Genomic DNA, 21,333 nt, shown 5'->3' on the forward strand with positions numbered 1-21,333 from the left:
CCTCAGACGTTGCGGAAGCGGTTGATGGCGTCGATGTGCTGCTCGCGCATGTCCTGGTCGCGCACGCCCAGACCCTCGCGGGGTGCCAGTGCCAGGACGCCGACCTTGCCCTGGTGGGCGTTGCGGTGGACGTCGTGGGCGGCCTGGCCGGTGTCCTCCAGGGAGTAGACCTTGGAGAGCGTCGGGTGGATCTTGCCCTTGGCGATGAGGCGGTTGGCCTCCCACGCCTCGCGGTAGTTGGCGAAGTGGGAGCCGATGATGCGCTTGAGGGACATCCACAGGTAGCGGTTGTCGTACTCGTGCATGTAGCCGGAGGTGGAGGCGCAGGTCGTGATGGTGCCGCCCTTGCGGGTGACGTAGACCGAGGCTCCGAAGGTCTCGCGGCCCGGGTGCTCGAAGACGATGTCGATGTCCTCGCCGCCGGTGAACTCGCGGATGCGCTTGCCGAAGCGCTTCCACTCCTTCGGGTCCTGGGTGCGCTCGTCCTTCCAGAACTTGTAGCCCTCCGCGTTGCGGTCGATGACCGCCTCGGCCCCCATCGACCGGCAGATCTCGGCCTTCTCCGGGCTGGAGACGACACAGATCGGGTTGGCGCCGCCGGCCAGCGCGAACTGGGTGGCGTAGGAGCCGAGGCCGCCGCTGGCGCCCCAGATCAGCACGTTGTCGCCCTGCTTCATGCCGGCGCCGTTGCGCGAGACGAGCTGGCGGTACGCGGTCGAGTTGACCAGGCCCGGAGCCGCGGCCTCCTCCCAGCTGAGGTGCCGGGGCTTGGGCATCAGCTGGTTGGACTTGACCAGCGCGATCTCGGCGAGCCCGCCGAAGTTGGTCTCGAAGCCCCAGATGCGCTGCTCGGGGTCGAGCATCGTGTCGTTGTGGCCGTCGGAGGACTCCAGCTCCACGGAGAGGCAGTGCGCGACGACCTCGTCGCCCGGCTTCCAGGCGTTGACGCCGGGGCCGGTGCGCAGGACGACGCCCGCGAGGTCCGAGCCGATGACGTGGTACGGCAGGTCGTGCCGCTTGGTGAGCTCGCTGAGCTTGCCGTACCGCTCCAGGAAGCCGAAGGTGGACACCGGCTCGAAGATCGAGGTCCAGATGGAGTTGTAGTTCACCGAGCTGGCCATCACGGCGACGAGGGCCTCGCCGGGGCCGAGTTCGGGGACCGGGACCTCGTCCAGGTGGATCGACTTGCGGGGGTCCTTGTCGCGGGACGCGAGCCCCGCGAACATCTCCGCCTCGTCCTTGTGCACGGTGATCGCACGGTAGGACTCGGGGAGGGACAGGGCCGCGAAGTCCGCGGCTGTGCTGTCCTGCGATTGGATCGCGTCCAGGATTTCCTTCACGGTGTTGCCTCCGGTGATGCGGCGTCGAGGGAACGCTTGGGGGGCCCTGCTGGCAGGGGAGCGGTGCGGTGTGGAGGTGTGTGCCGTCGGTTCGGCGAGTGGAGCTTCGGCTTGCTCGGGTGGAGCAGAAGGGTGCCTGTGACGCAGGCGTCCGGGCGCGCAGCACGGTGGTTGCGGGGACAGCCGGCGTACGTGAGATCCCAGCACGCCGGCCGCCCGGACACCTTCAACGTATGGCACTCCGTGACACCTGACAAGGCACCCAGTGCCAACAATTTCTCTCACTTGTCATCTGGTAGGCACGCATGAGCAACACCATGGGTGTTACGACCCGTTCTGTCCCGCTGGCGTGCGGTTACCGGCCGGGTCGGTACACATACGGCGTCGTCGTCCCCAGCTCACCGGGCGGGCCCGTCGGGGCGGGCGTGCTGCCGCATCTCGCGGTCGAAAAGGTCACGGATCTCGATGGCGTGCTCAGGTGATCGCATCCGCGCACCTCAGCGCGGCGGCGGTCGGCGAACCAGCGGATTTCGGCCGTGGTCCGCGCGGAACGGCTCGGCGCGCACGCGTCGAAAGACCAGCTCGGGGCAGGTGTGCGAGACCAAGTGATCATGGAGTGGTCAGGAAGCAGGGGTGGGGCACCGATGGGTATACCGATCCGCAGCCGAGACGGCGGCCGGAGGCAGCGCGCGCCCTTCGACCTCCGGCGCACCACCTTCGGCTTCGCCCTCATCGCGCTGATCCTCGGGGGCGGCGGAATGGCACTGCGGGCCGCCTGGCGGAGCGCCGGGCGCAACCCGGTCGCCGCAGCACTCCTGATCGCCCTGGCCCTCACCGCGGCGGTCCTGGTGCTGCGCCGCCGCCGTCGTGCCCGCCGGGTCGCGGCGGCCGTCACGGACGCCGCGTACGGGATCGTCGACGCCGGGCTCGCGGAGCTGGACGCCGCGGAGGCCGCCCGGGCGCAGGCCCGCCCCGGGGCGCGGGAGGCCGCCGATCCGGTCGACTACGCGCAGCTGGACCCGTACGCCTTCGAGGAGGCCGTCGCCGAGCTCTGCCGGCGCGACGGCTGCGCGGACGCCGAGGTGGTGGGCGGCGCCGGGGACCTGGGCGCCGATGTGGTGGGCACCACGCCGGACGGCCGCCGCCTGGTCGTGCAGTGCAAGCGCTACGGGCCGGACAACCGGGTCGGCTCCCAGGACCTCCAGCGCTTCGGCGGCACCTGCTACGCGGTGCACGGGGCGGACATCGCGCTCGTCGTCTCCACCGGCGGCTTCACCGACCCCGCGCTCGACTACGCGGAGCAGTGCGCCATCCTCTGCTACGGCCCCGAGGAACTGGCCGCCTGGAGCGAGGGCGGGGCGCCGCCGCCCTGGGAGGCGGCGGTGGTGCCCGCCGAGGAGCGGACAGCCCGGCTCAACGCTCCTTGAGCGCCTGCTGGATCGTCCGCATGACCTCGTCCAGCGGGGCGTCCGTACGCGCCACCGCGACCAGCACCTCGCCCTCCGTCGCCACCGTCGCCGCCGGGGTCCTGGCGGGCTCGGTCCGGGCGGTGCGGCCCGCCCCGATGCCGGTGCCGAAGGTGTCGCGCACGATGGCGAAGGCCCGGTCCAGCTGCGCCTCCACATCGCCCTGGCCGCCCGCCCGCAGCCAGCGGCGCAGCACGTGGTTGTGCGCGGTGACCACGGCGGACGCGGCCACCTCCGCGAGCAGCGGGTCGTCGTTGCCCACGTGGTGGTCGCGCTCGTCGAAGTGGCCCAGCAGATAACGGGTGAACAGCCGCTCGTAGCGGGCCACCGACGCGATCTCGGCCTCCCGGAGGGTGGGCACTTCACGGGTGAGCTTGTAACGGGCCACGGAGACGGCGGGCTTGGCCGCGTACATCTTCATGACCTCCTTGATGCCGCGGCAGACCGTGTCGAGGGGATGCTCGTGCGCGGGGGCGGCGTTCAGGACGGCCTCGGCCCTGACGAGGGTGTCGTCGTGGTCCGGGAAGATGGCCTCTTCCTTGGAGCGGAAGTGCCGGAAGAAGGTCCGCCGGGCGACTCCCGCGGCGCCCGCGATCTCGTCGACGGTGGTCGCCTCGTAGCCCTTCGTGGCGAAGAGTTCCATCGCGGCTGCGGCCAGTTCGCGGCGCATCTTGAGCCGTTGGGCGGCGGCGCGCGTTCCCGCAGCGGTCTCCGGGGCGTCGGGCACGGCGGTGGCACGGGGTGACTTGGCGGGCTGGGACATGGCATGAACGTAACGCATCGGTGCAGGAGAGCGCGCCTGCGGGGGCGGGCCGCCGGGGGGTCCCAGCAGCCCGCCCCACCCGGCTCCCGGGTCAGCGACGGGCATATTCGCGGAAGCCGCGGCCCGTCTTGCGGCCGAGGCAGCCCGCGGCCACCAGGTGCTCCAGCAGCGGCGCCGGAGCGAGCCCCGGGTCGCGGAACTCCTTGTGCAGCACCTTCTCGATGGCGAGGGAGACGTCGAGCCCCACGACGTCCAGCAGTTCGAACGGGCCCATCGGGTAGCCGCCGCCCAGCTTCATCGCCGCGTCGATGTCGTCCAGCGAGGCGTAGTGCTCCTCGACCATCTTGATCGCGTTGTTGAGGTACGGGAACAGCAGCGCGTTCACGATGAACCCGGCCCGGTCCCCGCAGTCCACCGGGTGCTTGCGGATCTTCACGCAGACCGCGCGGACCGTGGTGTGCACGTCGTCGGCGGTCAGGACCGTACGGACGACCTCGACCAGCTTCATCGCGGGCGCCGGGTTGAAGAAGTGCATCCCGATGACGTCCTCGGGCCGCCCGGTCGCCCGGGCGATGGCAATGACCGGCAGGGACGAGGTGGTGGTGGCGAGGACCGCGCCCGGTCGGCAGACCTTGTCGAGCGTGGCGAACAGCTGCTGCTTGATCTCCAGGTCCTCGGCGACCGCCTCCACGGCGAGGTCGACCTCCGCGAACGCGTCCAGCGACCCGGCCGCCGTGATCCGCCCCAGCGTCTCGTCCCGCGCCTCGGCGCTGAGCCGCCCCTTGGTCACCGAGCGCTCCAGCGACTTCGCGATCCGGGCCTTGGCGAGGTCCGCCTTCTCCTGGCCGCGCGCCGCCAGGACCACGGTGTACCCGGCCTTGGCGAAGACCTCGGCGATCCCGGAGGCCATCGTGCCGGAGCCGGCGACCCCGACGGACGCCACCTCGCGCCCGGCCCCGGCGGCCGCTTCCGGCGAAGGGGTCAAGGCATCGGGCACGACGGCCTGGCCGCCCGGAGCGTCATACGTGTAGAAGCCCCGTCCCGCCTTACGCCCGGTCAGGCCCGCCTCGCTGAGCTGGCCGAGGACGGGCGCGGGGGCGTGCAGGCGGTCGTGGGAGGCGGAGTACATGGCCTCCAGGACGGTGCGGGCGGTGTCGATCCCGATCAGGTCCAGCAGGGCGAGGGGGCCCATGGGCAGCCCGCAGCCCAGCTTCATCGCCGCGTCGATGTCCTCACGGGAGGCGTAGTTCGCCTCGTACATCGCGGCGGCCTGGTTCAGATAGCCGAAGAGCAGCCCGTCCGCGACGAACCCGGGCCGGTCGCCGACCGCGACCGGCTCCTTGCCCAGCTCCCGGGCCAGCTTGGTGACGGCCTCGACGGCGGGCGGCGCGGTCAGCACCGAGGAGACCACCTCGACCAGCTTCATCGCGGGCGCCGGGTTGAAGAAGTGCAGGCCGAGCACGCGCTCGGGGTGGAGCGACTCGGCCGCGAGCCGGGTCACCGACAAGGCGTTCGTCCCGGTGGCGAGGATCGCGGTGGGGGAGACGATCGCGTCCAGCTCCCGGAACACCTGCTGCTTGATCTCGTACGTCTCCGGCACGACCTCGATGACCAGCTCGGCCTCGGCGGCGGCCTGGAGGGCGTCGGAGGTACGGAACCGGGCGAGCGCGTCGGCCCGCTGCCGCTCGGTGATCCGTCCGCGAGCGACGGCGCGTGCGGTGGAGGCTTCGAGGGAGGTGTGGGCCTGGCGGGCGGCCGCCTCGCTGATGTCGATGCCGATGACCTCGCGGCCCGCGAGAGCCAGGACCTCGGCGATGCCGGTGCCCATGGTGCCGAGGCCGACGACGGCAATGGTGGAGAGCGGGGTGTCCATCACGGGACTCCAGGGTGAGTGACGACTGTGGGAGCAGGGCGCGCGGCGATGAGGGAGCGGCGCGTGGCATGCGGGATGCGTGTCGTGAAGCGCGGGGCCGGGGCGCTGGAGCACACCCGGCCGTGAGGGGTGACGGACTCTGTCCCGGAGTCCGTCGCACTGAAACTGCCGAACCGACAAGCACTCCGGATGGCTGCGTCACCAGGCCACCGGAGCTCGCGGGGAGTGTGTTCCCGCTCAGATGAGGTTAACCGGCGAGTAACGAGCGCGCCACCCCTGGGTCTTTGTGCGCTGGAACACATCGGCTCATCCGTCCCGTCCCGCACGGAACGTGTCCGTGGATACGCTGAGCGTCATGGATGAGGAGCTGCGCTCGCTGATGGACCGGTTACGGGACGAGGCCGCCGGGTCGGCCGCGTACGACCTGCTCGTGGCGACCGACGACGACGAGGTGCTGGCCCGGGTCCTGGTGGAGCCAGGGCGGCCCCTGTGGGCCCGCGAGATCGCCGCCTTCCGGCTCGGCTGCGCGGGCGACCGGCGGGCCTTCGAGGCGCTGGTGCTCCTGCTCAACCACCGGGACCCCGAGCGCTGTGTCTCCGCCGCCCACGCCCTGGCCGAGCTGAACGACCCGCGCACACCCCGGGCGGCCGCCGCGCTCGCCACCAACACCCTGCGCACCGCCTACGCCCTGCACCCGGTGCGCCTGCTCACCGCCCTGCGGGCCCCGGAGGCCGTCCCCGCCCTGGTCGCCACCCTCCACCGCCTGCTGGCCCCCGGGGAGCCGCACTGGCGGGTGGCGCTGGCCTGCGTCGAGGGGCTCGGACAGCTCGGCGACGGGCGGGCCCGGCCGGTCCTCACGGCGGCCCTCCCGCATCCCCGGCTGGGCACGGCGGCGGCGGAGGCGCTGGGGCGGCTGCCCTGAGGGTGCCGGAAGGGCGCAGGATCGGGCACCGTACGGGAGCTGCGGGGGGCCGGAGGGACGGCGGATCGGGCACCGTACGGGAGCTGCGGGGCGCCGGAGGGACGGCGGATCGGGCACCGTACGGGAGTCGCGGGGTGCCGGGGGCGGCGGATCGGGCACCGTACGGGAGTCGCGGGGTGCCGGGGGCGGCGGGTCGGGCACCGTACGGGAGCTGCGGGGCGCCGAGTTGTGCACAAGAGCTGCGGGGTGCCGGGGGGTGCGCGCCCGCCGAGCAGGGCGAGGCGCGCACCCCGTCCCTCAGTGGCGCGGCCCCAGCAGCCCGTGCAGACGGCTGCCCGCGCTGTTGTCCACCGACTGGGCCGCCGCCTTCGCGGCCGGCAGCGGCTTCGGGTCCGGCAGGGCCGCGCATACCGCGTCCGCCTCACCCTCGCCCCGGCCGCGCGGGACGCTCCCGTCGCTCAGATAGGCCGTCAGGTGCTTGTCCAGGCAGGCGTTGCCGCTCAGCGTGATGCCGTGGTTGCCGCCGCCCTCCTCCACCACGAAGCTGGAACCCCTGATCTTGCGGCGCATGCTGACCGCGCCCGCGTACGGAGTCGCCGCGTCGCCGGTGGCCTGGAAGATCAGCGTCGCCGGGAGGCGGTCGTTGTTCACCCGCACCGGGGTGAGCGGCGCCACCGGCCAGTCCGCGCACGGCGCGTTGTACCAGGTGTTGTTCCAGGCCATGAAGGGCGCCTTGGCGTGGATCCGGCGCGCGTCGTTGCGCCAGGTGCTCCAGTGCCGGGGCCAGCCGGCGTCGCGGCACTGGACGGCGGCGTAGGCGGAGTAGCTGTTGCCACCGCCCGTGCCGGTGGCACCGAAGTTCTCGTACGCCTTCACCAGCGCCTCGGTGTCCTGGTCGTTCACGTAGGCCGCGAACGCCTCGGCGAGGTAGGGCCAGTAGCCGTTGTAGTACCCGCCGGGCAGGAAGGTGTCCTCCAGCTCGCTCGCCCCGACCTTGCCGCCGGCCGGCCCGGCGGCGACCGCCGCGCGCATCCGGTACCAGGCGGCCTCGACCTTCGCGGGGTCGGTGCCGAGCCCGTACGTCGCGTCGTGCTTCGCCACCCACGCCGCGAAGGCCTTGTGGCGGTCGTCGAAGGCGTAGTCCTGGTTCAGGTTGCCCTGGTACCAGACGTCGTCCGGGCCGACGACCGAGTCCAGGACCAGGCGCCGCACCCGCTCCGGGTGCAGCTTCGCGTAGACCGCGCCGAGGTAGGTGCCGTACGAGTAACCGAAGTAGCTGATCTGCTCCGAGCCCAGGGCCCGGCGGATCACGTCGAGGTCCTTGGCGGCGCTGACGGTGTCCATGTACGGCAGCACATCGCCGTGCTTCTCCCCGCAGGCCCGGGCGAAGGCGGCGGCCCGGTCGCGGTTGACCCGCTCGTCCCGGTAGGAGGCGGGCACCGAGTCCGGGCGCACCGGATCGGAGTGGCCGGGCAGGCAGTCCAGTCGCGGGGTGCTCTTCCCGACCCCGCGCGGGTCGAACCCGATCACGTCGTACTGGGCGGCCACCTTCTTCGGCAGCGCCGACGCCACGAACCCGGCCATCGACAGCCCGCTGCCGCCCGGGCCGCCCGGGTTGACCAGCAGCGGGCCCTGGAAGACCTTCGCGGTGTGCGGGACGCGGGACAGGGCGAGGGTGACCTGGCGGCCCGAGGGGTCGGCGTGGTCCAGCGGGGCACGGACCTTCGCGCACTGGAGCGTCGGATGGTTCTCCGTCGGACAGTCGGTCCAGGCGAGCTGCGGGGCGGGTGGCGCGCTCGCCTGGGAGGCGGCGGCCGGGGCCGGAGCGGCGGCCAGCAGACCGGCGACCGTCGCACCGGCCGCGACCAGGATTCCTGCACGTTTCGTCATGGGGCCTCCCGAGGTGGAGGGGACGCGGCGGCGGTCGGCGGTCCCCGCCGCATGCTCCCCGAGATCCACCGGCCGGGGGCCGTTTCCGCGCGAAGTCGACCCGTACGGTCACGCCATCGGCCCTGCGGGCTTCACAACAGGGTGAGCTGCGTGGGCCCCGGCTCGGGCTCCGGCTCGTCCTCCACCGCCCGTGCCGGGCCGATCCGGCGGGCCTCGCCCCGGTGCGCCGGGCCGATCCCGAATTCGTCCGCCAGCTCGTGGACCTGACGGGTGATCCGGCGCTGGTACCACGTGGGGGCGTACGCCGCGTCCCCGTACATCCGGTCGTACCTCGCCACCAGGTGCGGATGGTGCTGCCCGAGCCACCGCAGGTACCACTCGCGGGCACCGGGGCGCAGATGCAGGACGAGCGGGGTCACCGAGGACGCCCCGGCCGCCGCGATGGCCGAGACCGTGGCGCGCAGCTGCTCGGGGCTGTCGCCGAGGAAGGGGACGACGGGGGCCATCAGGACCGAGCAGCCGATCCCGCTCTCCGTGAGCGCGCGCACCACGTCGAGGCGGCGTTCGGGGGAGGGGGTGCCGGGTTCCACCGTGCGCCACAGCGCGCGGTCGGTGAAGCCGACGGAGACCGAGACGCCGACCTCGGTGACCTCGGCGGCCTGCCGCAGCAGCTCCAGGTCCCGCAGGATCAGGGTGCCCTTCGTCAGGATGGAGAAGGGGTTCGCCCGGTCGCGCAGGGCGGTGATGATGCCCGGCATGAGCCGGTACCGCCCCTCCGCCCGCTGGTAGCAGTCGACATTGGTGCCCATCGCGATGTGTTCGCCCTGCCAGTGCCGGGACGCCAGCTCCCGCTGGAGCAGTTCGGCGGCATTGACCTTGACGACGATCTGGGAGTCGAACCCGATGCCGGTGTCCAGGTCCAGATAGCTGTGGGTCTTGCGGGCGAAGCAGTACACACAGGCGTGCGAGCAGCCCCGGTAGGGGTTCACCGTCCATTCGAACGGCATCCGCGAGGCCCCGGGTACCCGGTTCAGGATCGAACGGGCCCGGATCTCGTGGAAGGTGATGCCCCGGAATTCCGGGGTGTCGAAGGTGCGCGTGGTCACCGCGTCCGCGGCGAAGAGCGCGCTGTTGCCGGTCATGGAGCTCTTTTCGACCAGATTGTCCCAGCGCATGGACGCCTCCTCGGTAGCACTGGCCACAGAATAGAACATTTGTTCCCTTGATCGTGCGGACCGCACCCCGGGCGGCCCGCGGACCCCGATTTTGAGCGGCTGTACCGGAGGTGGTTGGCTCAGCCCGGGACACCCTCCCCAACCCCCGAATCACCCCGGACAACCGAAGTACTGGAGGAACAGCCATGGCGCAGGTCGAGGCCACCACGGAGCGGATCATCGCGGCGGACGCGGAGGCGGTGTTCGACGCGCTGGCCGACTACAAGGACGTCCGCGGCAAGGTGCTGACCCCGCACTTCAGCGAGTACGAGGTCCGGGAGGGCGGCGACGGCGAGGGCACCCTCGTCCACTGGAAGCTCCAGGCGACCAGCAAGCGGGTCCGCGACTGCCTGCTGGAGGTCACCGAGCCGACCGACGGCCAGCTCGTCGAGAAGGACCGCAACTCCTCCATGGTCACGACCTGGATCGTCACGCCGGCCGGCGAGGGGAAGTCCAAGGCCGTCGTCACCACCGTCTGGGACGGCGCCGGCGGCATCGGCGGTTTCTTCGAGCGGACCTTCGCGCCCAAGGGTCTCGGCCGGATCTACGACCAGCTGCTCCAGAACCTCGCCGGCGAGGTCGAGAAGTAGGGTTCGCGCGCCGACGCCGGGCCGTCGAACGGCCCGGCCCCCGCTGTTCGGCCGGCCTCACCGGAACGGGTGGTTCTCCGGGGAGGCCGGTGGCGCGCCGTAGTGGCTCCCACCGGCGCATAAGCCCTCCGTGCGCGCCCTGCGCGCCCCTCGACACGTTTGCCCCGCCTCGCCGCGCGATGCGAGAAAGGGGCGCGCAGGTGCGACGAAGGGGAGCGTTACGTGGTGGGTGGTATCACGCTGCTGAAGGACGAGCCGGACGGTACGGCAGCCCCCTCGGGGGAGCCGCCACCCCCGCCGGCCGGCCCCGGCCCGCACCGGGCGGCCGAGGAGATCAGCCCCCGCCGGGTCCGCATGGTCTTCCTCGGGCTGATGCTCACCCTCCTGCTCGCGGCGCTCGACCAGATGATCGTCGCCACCGCCCTGCCCAGGATCGTCGGTGAGCTGCACGGCCTGGAGAAGATGTCCTGGGCCGTCACCGCCTACCTCCTGGCCTCCACCATCGTCCTGCCGCTCTACGGCAAGCTCGGCGACCTCTTCGGCCGCAAGGGCGTCTTCCAGTTCGCCATCGTCGTCTTCGTCATCGGCTCCGCGCTGGCCGGCTGGTCGCGGACCATGGACGAGCTGATCGCCTTCCGGGCGATCCAGGGTATCGGCGGCGGCGGTCTCATGATCGGCGTGCAGGCGATCATCGCCGACATCGTCCCGCCCCGGCAGCGCGGCCGCTACATGGGCCTGATCGGGGCGGTCTTCGGCCTCGCCTCGGTGGCCGGACCGCTGCTCGGCGGCTTCTTCACCGACCACGCCTCCTGGCGCTGGTGCTTCTACATCAACGTGCCGTTCGGGCTCGTCACGTTCGCCGTGATCGCCGTCGTGCTCACGCTCCCGAAGCCCACCGTACGCCCCCGTCTCGATGTCCTGGGCGCCGTACTGCTGGCCGTCGCCTCCACCTGCCTGGTGCTGGTGACCAGCTGGGGCGGTACCGAGTACGCCTGGGGCTCGCGCACCATCCTCGGCCTCACGGCCGCGGCCGTCGTCACGACGCTGCTCTTCGTCGCCGTCGAGCACCGCGCCGCCGAACCGATCATCCCGCTGCGGCTGTTCCGCGACTCGGTCTTCAACGTCACCGGTCTGGTCGGCGCGGTCATCGGCATCGCCCTCTTCGGCGCCGCCAGCTATCTGCCCACCTATCTCCAGATGGTGGACGGGGCCAGCGCCACCGAGTCCGGGCTGCTGATGCTCCCGATGATGCTGGGCATCGTCGGCGGCTCCATCGTCTCCGGCCAGCTCATCACCCGTACCGGCCGCTACCGGATCTACCCCGTCGTCGGCAGTGCCGTGTCCGTCGTCGGGATGTGGCTGCTCGCGGGGCTGGAGCGGGGCACCTCCCGGCTGGAGTACAGCCTCTGGCAGGCCGTCCTCGGCACCGGCATCGGCCTGGTCATGTCGGTCCTCGTGCTGGCCGTGCAGAACTCGGTGCGCCCCGCCGACCTCGGCACCGCCACCAGCGCCAACAACTACTTCCGGCAGATCGGCGGCAGCGTCGGCGCCGCCATCTTCGGGACCCTCTTCGCCGGGCGGCTCTCCGACGCCCTCGATGTCCGCCTGCCCGCCGGCGTGACGCTGCCCGCGCCCGAGTCGATCACCCCGCAGATCGTCCACGCGATGGAGCCCGCGCTGCGCGACGCCTACATCCAGGCGTACGTCGACGCGATGCCGCGCATCTTCCTCTACCTCGTGCCGGTGCTCGTCCTCGGCCTGATCCTCGCCTTCTTCCTCAAGGAGAAACCGCTGGTGTCCCACCACAGCCCCGAAGCGGCCACCGAGCCCTCGCCGATCCCCGCCGCCCGCACCGACTCCGCCCGGCCAGGAGCCGCCCAGCTCTCCGGGGTCCCCGTCCGCGGCACCGTGCAGCACTCGGACGGCACGAAGGTGGACCGGGCCGCCCTCACCCTCATCGACGTCCAGGGGCAGCAGGTCGGACGCGGGGCCGGCGGCGAGGACGGGCGATACGCGCTGAGCGTCCCGGGCGCCGGAAACTACGTCCTCATCGCCGCGGCAGGCGGCCACCAGCCGCAGGCCGTCAGCGTCACCGTGGGCGACCGGCCCGTCGAACTGGACGTGGTCCTCGGCGGCGCCGGACGGCTCGCCGGGTCGGTCCTGACGGCGGACGGTGTGCCGGTCCGGGACGCGGCCGTCACCCTCACCGACGTACGCGGCGAGGTCGTCGCCTCCACCCGCACCGGGCGCGAGGGCGGCTACGTCATCACCGAGCTGGTCGCGGGCGAGTACACCCTCGCCGCCAGTGCCCCCGCCTTCCGCCCCGCCGCCCTCCCGGTCAGCGTCCAGGCGGCCCGCGAGACCCGCCAGGACATCGAGCTGGCCGGCGGGGCCGTGCTGCGCGGCGTCGTCCGGGCCACCGGCGGCCGCCCAGTGGAGGACGCCCGGGTCACGCTCCTGGACGCGGCGGGCAACGTGGTGGGCACCCTCACCACGGGATCCGACGGCTCGTTCCGGTTCGTGGACCTGCCCTCCGGCGAGTACACGGTGATCGCCGCCGGGTACCCGCCCGTCGCCACCGTGCTCCAGGTGGCGGGCGGCGGCCGTACGGAACGGGACCTCCAGCTGGGCCACGAGGACCGAGGCGTACGGGGGTGAGCTGAGCCCAGGGGTCCGGTGCGGGCTCCGAGGGTTCAGCGCACCCCCGCCTCCCGCACCGCGTCCTCCCGCACCCCCGCCTCCCGCACCGCGTCCTCCCGCACCGCGTCCTCCCGCACCGCGTCCTCCCGCACCAGCCGCATCAGCGCCCGCGCCCCCGGGCTCAGGCTCCCCGCCGCCGGAAGCACCACCACGCTCTCGTACACCGCCCGCCCCCCGCCCGCCGGCTCCACGTCCACCGCGACCAGCCGGGCCGCCTCCGGCTTGCGGGAGAAGTGGTGCGGCACCACCGCGATCCCCAGCCCCTCCTGCACCAGCTCCAGCAGGCTGTGGACGTCGTTGACCTCCAGGCCCACCGTCCGCCGGGCCCCCGCCGCGGCGAACGCCTCGTCCGCCGCACGCCGCGGCCCCCAGTCCGGGTGGAAGTCGATGAACGACTCGCCCGGCAGCTCCTCCCACGCCACCCGGGCCCGCCCGGCGAACCGGTGGCCCGCCGCGCACAGCACCACCATCTCCTCCCGCGCCAGCGGCATCAGTTCACCGCGCCACTCCGCCGGGCTGACCGTGGCGGCGAACGCGAGGTCGAGCCGCCCCCCGGCCACCCCGTCCAGCAGACGGCTCGTGCCTTCCTGGCGCAGCCGCAGCTCCATCTGCGGGTGCTCCCGGTGGAACGCGGCCAGCAGCCGGGCCGCACTCACCCCCGCCACGCACTGCTCGACCCCCACCGTCAGCGTCCCGCGCAGCAGCCCCCGTACGGCGTCGACCGCGTCCCGCGCCGCCCGCGCCCCCGCCAGCGTGCGCTCGGCCTCCACCAGCAGCGCCCGCCCCGCCTCGGTGAGCCGGACCGTCCGGGTGGTGCGGCTGAACAGCGGGGTCCGCAGCTCCTGCTCCAGCGCCCGTACGGAGGCGGAGAGCCCGGACTGGGAGACGGCGAGGCGCTCGGCGGCACGGGTGAAGTGCTGCTCCTCGGCGACGGCGACGAAATGCTCCAGCTGACGCAGTTCCATGATTGAGGACTGTAGGCGATGAATCCGAGCGGAATCTCCTGTTGGACTGCTGGATCGATCTGCGGAAGCCTCGTCCCCGTACCTCGAACGCCTCGTAACCCTCTCCCGCGGAGCCTCCCCATGTACCTGCCGTCCGTCGACCGCTACTCCGCCATGCCCTACCGGCGCACCGGCCGCAGCGGCCTGCTGCTGCCCGCGCTCTCCCTCGGCCTCTGGCACAACTTCGGCGGCGACCGGACCCCCGACGAGCAGGGCCGCATCCTGCGCCGCGCCTTCGACCTGGGCATCACCCACTTCGACCTGGCCAACAACTACGGCCCGCCGCCCGGCTCCGCCGAACTCACCCTCGGCCGCGCGCTCGCCGGCGACTTCGCCTCGCTGCGCGACGAGATCATCATCTCCACCAAGGCCGGCTACCACATGTGGGACGGCCCGTACGGGGAGTGGGGCTCGCGGAAGTACCTGCGCTCCTCCCTGGACCAGAGCCTCAAGCGCCTCGGCGTCAGTTACGTCGACATCTTCTACTCCCACCGCCCCGACCCCGAGACCCCGATCGAGGAGACGATGGGCGCGCTCGACACCGCCGTACGCCAGGGCAAGGCCCTCTACGTCGGCCTCTCCAACTACTCCGCCGAGGAGACCCGCCAGGCCGCCGCGATCCTGACGGACCTCGGCACGCCCCTGCTCATCCACCAGCCCCGCTACTCGATGCTCGACCGCCGCCCCGAGGACGGCCTGCTCACCGCGCTCGACGAGCTGGGCGTCGGCTCCATCGCCTACTCCCCGCTGGAGCAGGGCATCCTCACCGACCGTTATCTGCACGGCATCCCGGCCGGCTCCCGGGCGGCGGGCGACAGCCCGTTCCTGACGGCGGACGCGGTCACGCCGGAGCTGGTGGAGCGGCTGCGCGCCCTGGACACCCTGGCGAAGGAGCGCGGTCAGTCCCTCGCCCAGCTGGCCCTGGCGTGGGTGCTGCGCGGCGGCCGCCTCACCTCGGCCGTGGTCGGCGCGAGCAGCGTCACCCAGCTGGAGAACAGCGTCGCGGCCCTCTCGAACCTGGAGTTCACCGAGGAGGAGCTGGCCCGGATCGAGGAGCTGCTGCGTGAGGTCAGGACCGGCTGACCCCGGTCATGGACATGCGGGCGCCGGCGGCAGCACATGGTCGCCGGCCTTGTCCGTGCTCAGGCAGAGCGAGCAGACCACGGAGTCATGGGCCTGGCAGGCGGTCAGGTCCGGGCGCTCGTAGGACTGCCGGCAGACATGGCAGTCGTAGGTGGCCCCGCTCGGGTTGCCCTCGGCGTCCAGCAGCGGCACGGCGATGCCGTCGTCGGTCCGGCGCAGGTAGTACCTGCCCCGGGTGACGATCGCCATGGCCGGGGTCAGGACGAAGGCGATCACGACGGCGGCGACCGGGGAGTAGGGCTGGAGGGTGTCGCCGAAGGCATGGAAGTAGGTGGCGATGGAGAGGCCGGAGGCGGCTGCCCTGCCATCACCATGGCGGTCCACCAACCGCGCTTGTTGGCCTCGGTCTTCGGCGGCATGAAGCGCAGGTAGTCGATCTGCTCACCGATCTGTGGGATGAGGGAGAGGCAGACGCCCGCCCCGAGCAGCACGGACGCGGTGTTGACGCCGCCCTCGCCGTCGGTGCCCGCGTAGGCGAGGAAACGGTCGACCGTGCCCGGGTCGGTGGCGACCAGGTGGACCAGCGGCCCGACCATCAGCAGCAGCCAGATGGGCGTGGTCCACACCTGGAGCTTGCTCAGCGCCTTCATCCCGTAGATGACGAGGGGGATCACCATCAGGGTGGAGACGGCGTAGCCCAGCCAGAGCGGCAGACCGAAGCCGAGCTTGAGGCCCTGGGCCATGATCGCGCCTTCGAGGGCGAAGAAGATGACGGTGAAGCTGGCGAAGATGACGCTGGTGAGGACCGACCCGTAGTAGCCGAAGCCGGAGCCCCGGGTGATCAGGTCCAGGTCGATGTTGTAGCGGGCGGCGTAGTAGGCCAGGGGAAAACCGGTCACGAAGATGAGGGCCGCCGCGACGCTGATGGCGACCAGCGCGTTGCCGGTGCCGTGGGCGGCGGTGATGCCGGCCCCGATGGAGAAGTCGGCCATGTACGCGATGCCGCCGAGGGCGGTCGTCGCCACGACCATCGGGGTGCAGCGGCGGTAACCGCGCGGTGCGAAGCGGAGGGTGTAGTCCTCCAGCGTCTCCCGCACCGCCTGGTCGGTCTCCGGCGCCGGTGGCGGGGCGGGGGCGGGTACGGCCGGTTCGGCGAGCTGCGGGTGCGTGTCCATGGCGGGCGACGCTAGGGAACCGCGGTTTCCCCCGCGCCCGTGGTGTGTGAAGGTGGCGTTTCCGGGGACTCACGGGCGGCCTCGCCGGCGCCGGGGACCGGACGGCCCCACGGACACCGAACGGAACCCCACGGAGACCGGCCTGACGCACCCCGTTCGCGTCCTGGCCGGGGTAGCACGGGCCCGGCCCGCCGGCGCGGACGGACAGTCGGTGTTCGCGGCGCCCCGGGCCCGGGAGTCGAGCGCACCGGCCGGGAAACGGCGGGGGGTCGAGCGCACCGGCCGGGAAGCGTCCGGGAGTCGAGCGCACCGGCCGGGAAGCGCCGGGGGAGGGGTCCACCGGAGGGACCTTCGGCGGACCGGACCTCCGACGGGCCGCCCCTCCCTGGCCCGCGCCGCCCGCGGGGCGTACGGTGTGGCGGCATGAAGATCCTCATCAGCGCCGACATGGAGGGCGCCACCGGAGTGACCTGGCCGGCCGACGTGCTGCCGGGCACCCCGCAGTGGGAGCGCTGCCGGCCGATGTTCACCTCCGACGTGAACGCGGCCGCCCTCGGGTTCTACGACGGCGGTGCCGACGAGGTCCTGATCAACGAGGCCCACTGGTCGATGCGGAACCTGCTGCTGGAGCGGCTGGACGAACGGGTCCGGATGCTCACCGGCCGGCACAAGTCGCTCTCGATGGTGGAGGGCATCCAGCACGGGGACGTGGACGGTGTCGCCTTCGTCGGCTACCACACCGGAGCCGGCACGGAGGGGGTCCTCGCCCACACCTACCTCGCCAACTCCATCACCGGCGTCTGGCTCAACGGGGTCCGCGCCAGTGAGGGGCTCCTCAACGCCCAGGTCGCCGCCGAGTACGGCGTCCCCGTCGTGCTCGTCACCGGCGACGACCTGACCTGCGTGGACGCCGAGGGGTACGCCCCCGACGCCCGCAAGGTCGCCGTCAAGGACCACGTATCGCGGTACGCGGCCGTGTGCCGCACCCCCGCCCGTACCGCGGCGGACATCCGGACAGCGGCGCGGGAGGCCACCGCGCTCGCCGTCCGTCGGACCCCCGCCACCGGCGGGACGTACACCGTGGAGCTGGAGTTCGACGCCGAGCATCTGGCGGCCGCGGCGACCGTGGTGCCCGGCGTCGCGCCGAGCGGTGAGAGGCGCGTCGCCTACACCAGCCGGACGATGTACGAAGGTATTCGCACGTTCAAGGCGGTGACGACGATCGTGTCGGCCGCTGTGGAGGAACAGTATGGCTGAGGCCACCGACCCGCTCGGACCCGTGGACCGTCAGGCACTCGACGAGGTGGTGACGTTCACCTCCGAGCTCATCCGGATCGACACCACCAACCGGGGTGGCGGCGACTGCCGGGAGCGCCCGGCCGCCGAGTACACCGCCGAGCGGCTCGCCGCCGCCGGGATCGAACCGACGCTGCTGGAACGCACCCCCGGCCGGACCAACGTCGTCGCCCGGATCCCCGGCACCGACCCCTCGGCCGACGCCCTGCTCGTCCACGGCCATCTGGACGTGGTCCCCGCCGAGGCCGCCGACTGGTCCGTGCACCCCTTCGCCGGCGAGGTCCGCGACGGGGTGGTATGGGGGCGCGGGGCCGTCGACATGAAGAACATGGACGCGATGATCCTCGCGGTCGTACGGGGATGGGCGCGCGAAGGGTTCCGCCCGCCGCGCGACATCGTCATCGCCTACACCGCCGACGAGGAGGACAGCGCAGCCGACGGCTCCGGCTTCCTCGCCGAAGAGCACCCGGAACTCTTCGAGGGCTGTACGGAAGGGATCAGCGAGTCCGGCGCGTTCACCTTCCACGCCGGGCAGGGCCTCTCCCTCTACCCGATCGCGGCGGGCGAGCGCGGTACCGGCTGGCTGAAGCTGACGGCCGAGGGCCGGTCCGGACACGGGTCCAAGGTCAACCGCGAGAACGCGGTGACCGCCGTCGCCGCCGCCGTCGCCCGGATCGGCGAGCACGAGTGGCCGGTCAGGATCACCCCGACCGTCCGCGCCGCCATCACCGAGATCGCCGCCCTGCACGGCATCACCGCCGACTGGGACGAGCCCGGCTTCGATGTGGAGGAGCTGCTGGCCAAGCTCGGCCCGGCCGCCACGCTCGTGCAGAACACCCTCCGCAACAGCAGCAACCCGACGATGCTGGAAGCCGGTTACAAGGTCAACGTCATCCCCGGCCACGCCACCGCCTTCATCGACGGCCGCACGGTCCCCGGCGGCGACGACGAGTTCCACGAGACCCTCGACCGGCTCACCGGCCCCCTCGTCTCCTGGGAGTTCTACCACCGCGAGCGGGCCCTCCAGGCCCCGGTCGACTCGCCCACGTACGTCAAACTCCGCGCCGCCGTCGAGAGGTTCGACCCGGGGGCGCACACCGTCCCGTACTGCATGTCGGGCGGCACCGACGCCAAGCAGTTCGCCCGGCTCGGCATCACCGGCTACGGCTTCTCGCCGCTCAAGCTCCCCCCGGGCTTCGACTACCAGGCGCTCTTCCATGGCGTCGACGAGCGCGTCCCCGTCGACGCCCTCCACTTCGGCGTCCGCGTCCTCGACCACTACCTGCGCACCGCCTGACCCGAACCGCTCGACGAGCACCGCCGGACCAGCACCGCCTGACCGCACTGTCCGACCGGACCCGGGGGGACCTCCACCGTGAACACCGTGCCCGAAGCCCCGTACGGCTCCTGGCCGTCACCGATCGACGCGGCGCTCGCCGCCGCGCACGACGGCCGGCCCGACCACCTCGGCACCGTCGGCGACGAGGTGTGGTGGACCGAGCCACGCCCGGCGGAGGCCGGCCGCCGCGCCCTGGTGCGCCGCCGGGCGGACGGCACCACGGCCACGGTGCTGCCCGCGCCGTGGAACCCGCGCAGCCGGGCGATCGAGTACGGCGGACAGCCCTGGGCGGGGGTGGTGCGTGAGGAGGGCGGGCCGCTCGTCGTCTTCGTCCACTTCGCCGACCAGCGGCTGTACGCCTACGCCCCCGACGGACCGGAGACCCCCTGGCCGCTCACCCCCCTCTCGGACATCGGCGGCGGACTGCGCTGGGTCGACCCGCAGGTGCACCTGGACCGGGGTGAGCAGGGCGAAGTGTGGTGCGTGCTGGAGGAGTTCACCGGTCCCGGGCCGACCGACGTGCGCCGCGTGGCCGCCGCCGTACCCCTGGACGGATCGGCCGCCGACGACCGCTCCGCCGTACGGGAACTCTCCGACGGCAGCCACCGGTTCATCACCGGCCCCCGGCTCTCGCACGACGGGCGGCGGGCCGCCTGGATCGCCTGGGACCACCCCCACATGCCCTGGGACGGCACGGTGGTGATGCTGGCGGAGATCACCGGCGCCGGTGAGTTCACCGGTGTACGGCCCCTGGTGGGTGATGTCGACGAGTCGGTCTGCCAGGTGGAGTGGGACCGCGACGGCAGCCTCCTGTTCGTCTCCGACCTCGCCGACTGGTGGGAGCTCCAGCGCATCCGGCCAGGCGCCGTGGCCGGTGGTGTGGTGCCCAGCAGCCGGCTTCTGCCGCCCCGGGGCGAGGAGTTCGGCGGGCCGCTGTGGAAGATCGGGCTGCGCTGGTTCCATCCCCTGGAGAACGGGCTGATCGCCGTCCTGCACGGGCGGGGCTCCCAGCACCTGGGCATCCTCGACCCGGAGACCGGCGAGCTCGCCGACGTGCCGGGGCCCTGGACCGCCTGGGCGGACACCCTCGCCGTGCACGGCAGCCGGGTCGTCGGTGTCGCGGCGGGCCCGTGCAGCGGCTACGAGGTCGTGGAGCTGGACACCGCCACCGGGCACGCCCGCACCATCGGCTCCGCCCACCACGACGCGGTCGACCCGGCCTACTACCCGGAGCCGCAGGACAGGACGTTCGCCGGCCCGGACGGCCGCGAGATCCACGCCCACATCTACCCGCCGCACAGCCCCGAACGCACCGGGCCCGAGGGCGAACTGCCCCCGTACGTCGTGTGGGCGCACGGCGGCCCCACCGGGCGCGCGCCACTCGTCCTGGACCTGGAGATCGCCTACTTCACCTCGCGGGGCATCGGGGTCGCCGACGTCAACTACGGCGGCTCCACCGGCTACGGCCGCCGCTACCGCGAACGGCTCCGCGAACAGTGGGGCGTCGTCGACGTGGCGGACTGCGCCGCCGTCGCCGACGCCCTGGTGGCCGAGGGCGCGGCCGATCCGCGCCGGCTCGCGGTCCGGGGCGGCAGCGCGGGCGGCTGGACCGCCGCCGCCTCGCTCACCGGCACCGACCGCTACGCCTGCGGGACGATCCTCTACCCCGTCCTGGATCTGGAGGGCTGGTCGTCGGACGGCACCCATGACTTCGAGTCGCAGTACCTGGAGTCCCTGATCGGACCGGCAGCCGACGTGCCCGAGCGCTACCGTGAGCGCGCGCCGATCAACCGCACCGACCGGCTGACCACTCCGTTCCTGCTGCTCCAGGGGCTGGACGACCAGGTCTGCCTGCCTGCCCAGTGCGACCGTTTCCTCGCCGCCGTCGAAGGGCGGGAGGTGCCGCACGCCTACATCGCCTTCGAGGGGGAGGGGCACGGCTTCCGGCGGGCGGAGACCCTGGTCCGGGCGCTGGAGGCCGAACTCTCCCTCTACGTAAAGACGTTCGGTATCGACCGGAACGACATCCCGCCGCTGGAGCTGAGGACGTGACGCGTGTGGGGCCTGTGCTCCCCTCACGTGCGATCCCGTCGGCCCGGCCGCCCCGGCTGCGTCCGGGGTCGCGGGTCGCCGTCGTCGCGCCGAGCGGCCCTGTTCCCGCCGACCGGCTGGAAGCGGGGCTGGACGTGCTCCGGGGCTGGGGAGTCGAGCCCGTCGTGGCGCCCCATGTCCACGACTCGCACGGGGGCTGCGTCAGCCTGCTCGCCGCACTCACCGGTACGCCGCACGCCCGGACCGGTGCCCGGGGCGGACCGCTCGTCATCGAGGACACCGGGGAGGAGCCCTGCCGGCTCGACGGCATCCTCACCCGGTTGCCGCGCTCCGGCGCGCTGGAAGGGCTGTCCGGCGTGGTCTGCGGCTTATGGCAGGAGTGCGGGCCGTACGAGAAGATCCGTGCGGTGCTGGCCGACCGGTTCGGCCCCCTGGGGATACCCGTGATCGAGGAGCTGGGCTTCGGCCACGGGCCCACCTCGCTGACGGTCCCGCTGGGGGTGGAGGCGGTATTGAACGCTCCCGCAGGCGGTGGCCGTTGCACGCTGACCCTCAAGGCCCCCGGGCTCCTGTGACCCCGCTCGCCCGGATCGGTCCGGGGCCGGACGCGGTCCGGGGCGTACGTG

The 21,333-nt window shown here is 72.7% G+C and carries 15 protein-coding genes and 1 pseudogene; 9 read left to right on the top strand and 7 right to left on the bottom strand.

The genetic code is table 11. The annotated features are described in order from the left end of the window. Positions 1–2: 2 nt before the first annotated feature. Positions 3–1,340 (bottom strand): crotonyl-CoA carboxylase/reductase, encoded by a 1,338-nt coding sequence (ccrA, locus tag ACIQAK_RS22910; protein ID WP_366391304.1) that lies wholly within the window; start codon positions 1,338–1,340, stop codon positions 3–5. A 644-nt stretch (positions 1,341–1,984) separates the two neighbouring features. Between ccrA and ACIQAK_RS22915 the strand changes: the two genes are divergently transcribed. Beyond that, on the top strand, positions 1,985–2,767 hold the full coding sequence (locus ACIQAK_RS22915; protein WP_366391305.1) for a restriction endonuclease: 783 nt from the start codon (positions 1,985–1,987) through the stop codon (positions 2,765–2,767). On the opposite strand, the gene ACIQAK_RS22920 is transcribed toward ACIQAK_RS22915, so the two are convergent. Together ACIQAK_RS22920 and ACIQAK_RS22925 are read right to left on the bottom strand one after the other, a co-directional pair. Next, positions 2,754–3,569, bottom strand: coding sequence for a TetR family transcriptional regulator (locus ACIQAK_RS22920; protein ID WP_366391306.1), 816 nt, complete (start codon positions 3,567–3,569; stop codon positions 2,754–2,756). The two genes, ACIQAK_RS22915 and ACIQAK_RS22920, sit on opposite strands and share 14 nt — an antisense overlap. Before the next feature lie 91 nt (positions 3,570–3,660). Beyond that, entirely contained in the window at positions 3,661–5,442 is a 1,782-nt protein-coding gene (locus ACIQAK_RS22925) for a 3-hydroxybutyryl-CoA dehydrogenase (RefSeq protein ID WP_366391448.1), read from the bottom strand. Between the two features lie 355 nt (positions 5,443–5,797). Here ACIQAK_RS22925 and ACIQAK_RS22930 point away from each other — a divergent pair, with 355 nt between their 5' ends. Beyond that, positions 5,798–6,364, top strand: coding sequence for an adenylosuccinate lyase (locus ACIQAK_RS22930; protein ID WP_401368694.1), 567 nt, complete (start codon positions 5,798–5,800; stop codon positions 6,362–6,364). A gap of 297 nt (positions 6,365–6,661) precedes the next feature. Here the strand turns inward: ACIQAK_RS22930 and ACIQAK_RS22935 are convergent, their stop codons facing one another. Both ACIQAK_RS22935 and ACIQAK_RS22940 read right to left on the bottom strand, forming a co-directional pair. Continuing rightward, positions 6,662–8,254, bottom strand: coding sequence for an alpha/beta hydrolase (locus tag ACIQAK_RS22935; RefSeq protein ID WP_366391308.1), 1,593 nt, complete (start codon positions 8,252–8,254; stop codon positions 6,662–6,664). A gap of 131 nt (positions 8,255–8,385) precedes the next feature. Then, positions 8,386–9,429: an Rv2578c family radical SAM protein gene (locus ACIQAK_RS22940; RefSeq protein WP_366391309.1), complete on the bottom strand. Its 1,044-nt coding sequence runs from the start codon at positions 9,427–9,429 to the stop codon at positions 8,386–8,388. Between the two features lie 185 nt (positions 9,430–9,614). On the opposite strand from ACIQAK_RS22940, the gene ACIQAK_RS22945 reads away from it, so the two are divergent. Together ACIQAK_RS22945 and ACIQAK_RS22950 are read left to right on the top strand one after the other, a co-directional pair. Beyond that, positions 9,615–10,058, top strand: a complete 444-nt coding sequence (locus ACIQAK_RS22945; RefSeq protein ID WP_366391310.1) for an SRPBCC family protein — start codon at positions 9,615–9,617, stop codon at positions 10,056–10,058. A 222-nt stretch (positions 10,059–10,280) separates the two neighbouring features. Next, the gene (locus ACIQAK_RS22950) at positions 10,281–12,716 is read left to right on the top strand and encodes an MFS transporter (protein ID WP_366391311.1); all 2,436 of its coding nucleotides are present in this window, start codon (positions 10,281–10,283) and stop codon (positions 12,714–12,716) included. Between the two features lie 35 nt (positions 12,717–12,751). On the opposite strand, the gene ACIQAK_RS22955 is transcribed toward ACIQAK_RS22950, so the two are convergent. Continuing rightward, the gene (locus tag ACIQAK_RS22955) at positions 12,752–13,723 is read right to left on the bottom strand and encodes a LysR family transcriptional regulator (RefSeq protein ID WP_366391312.1); all 972 of its coding nucleotides are present in this window, start codon (positions 13,721–13,723) and stop codon (positions 12,752–12,754) included. 120 nt (positions 13,724–13,843) lie between these two features. Between ACIQAK_RS22955 and ACIQAK_RS22960 the strand changes: the two genes are divergently transcribed. Continuing rightward, entirely contained in the window at positions 13,844–14,845 is a 1,002-nt protein-coding gene (locus ACIQAK_RS22960; RefSeq protein WP_366391313.1) for an aldo/keto reductase, read from the top strand. Positions 14,846–14,851: 6 nt separating this feature from the next. Here ACIQAK_RS22960 and ACIQAK_RS22965 read toward each other — a convergent pair. Then, positions 14,852–16,020: pseudogene (locus ACIQAK_RS22965) on the bottom strand (purine-cytosine permease family protein). A gap of 423 nt (positions 16,021–16,443) precedes the next feature. Here ACIQAK_RS22965 and ACIQAK_RS22970 point away from each other — a divergent pair. From ACIQAK_RS22970 to ACIQAK_RS22985, 4 genes are all read left to right on the top strand, one after another. Further along, positions 16,444–17,277: a M55 family metallopeptidase gene (locus ACIQAK_RS22970; protein ID WP_366391314.1), complete on the top strand. Its 834-nt coding sequence runs from the start codon at positions 16,444–16,446 to the stop codon at positions 17,275–17,277. Then, on the top strand, positions 17,270–18,613 hold the full coding sequence (locus tag ACIQAK_RS22975; protein ID WP_366391315.1) for a M20/M25/M40 family metallo-hydrolase: 1,344 nt from the start codon (positions 17,270–17,272) through the stop codon (positions 18,611–18,613). Before ACIQAK_RS22970 ends, ACIQAK_RS22975 begins: the two co-directional genes overlap by 8 nt. Positions 18,614–18,691: 78 nt before the next feature. Continuing rightward, positions 18,692–20,707, top strand: a complete 2,016-nt coding sequence (locus ACIQAK_RS22980) for a prolyl oligopeptidase family serine peptidase (protein ID WP_366391316.1) — start codon at positions 18,692–18,694, stop codon at positions 20,705–20,707. Positions 20,708–20,721: 14 nt separating this feature from the next. Beyond that, on the top strand, positions 20,722–21,282 hold the full coding sequence (locus tag ACIQAK_RS22985; RefSeq protein WP_366391449.1) for a hypothetical protein: 561 nt from the start codon (positions 20,722–20,724) through the stop codon (positions 21,280–21,282). Positions 21,283–21,333: the final 51 nt, after the last annotated feature.

It is taken from the genome of Streptomyces sp. NPDC088706 (genome assembly GCF_044752765.1).
In the GTDB taxonomy this organism is placed as follows: Bacteria; Actinomycetota; Actinomycetes; order Streptomycetales; family Streptomycetaceae; genus Streptomyces.